This window comes from Bacillus sp. SIMBA_074 (assembly GCF_046534555.1).
Lineage (GTDB): Bacteria > Bacillota > Bacilli > Bacillales > Bacillaceae_G > Bacillus_A > Bacillus_A mycoides.
Map to the genome: position 1 here is coordinate 1 of NZ_JAWRYM010000214.1, position 345 is coordinate 345.

Below are 345 nucleotides of genomic sequence, written 5' to 3' on the forward strand. Positions count from 1 at the left end.
CCTGACCGCTTCCCCCTTTACGAGAAGATGCGTATCACGCCAAGAACCGAATTTCGGATCATGTCCCAGATATTCATCCCCAATATTGAGGCCACCCATGAAACCGACAGAGCCATCTATCACAATTATTTTACGGTGGTTACGAAAGTTGAATTTATTATTTAATAAAGGGAGCTGCAACGGACCAAAGGCGACCATTTCGACTCCAGCATCCTTCAGTTCATCGATATAGGAGCGAGCGAGCTTCCAAGAACCAACCGCATCATAGAGAAAACGGACCACTACTCCTTCTTTTACTTTTTGTATCAAGACATCCTTTAGAATACCGCCAATGCGGTCATCCCT

Annotated in this window: 1 protein-coding gene; it reads right to left on the reverse strand. The window is 45.2% G+C overall.

Going from position 1 to position 345, the window contains the following annotated elements; all coding sequences use genetic code 11:
• Window positions 1-345: phospholipase D-like domain-containing protein (locus SB773_RS30555; RefSeq protein WP_410593967.1), on the reverse strand; the 345-nt coding region annotated here is incomplete at both ends.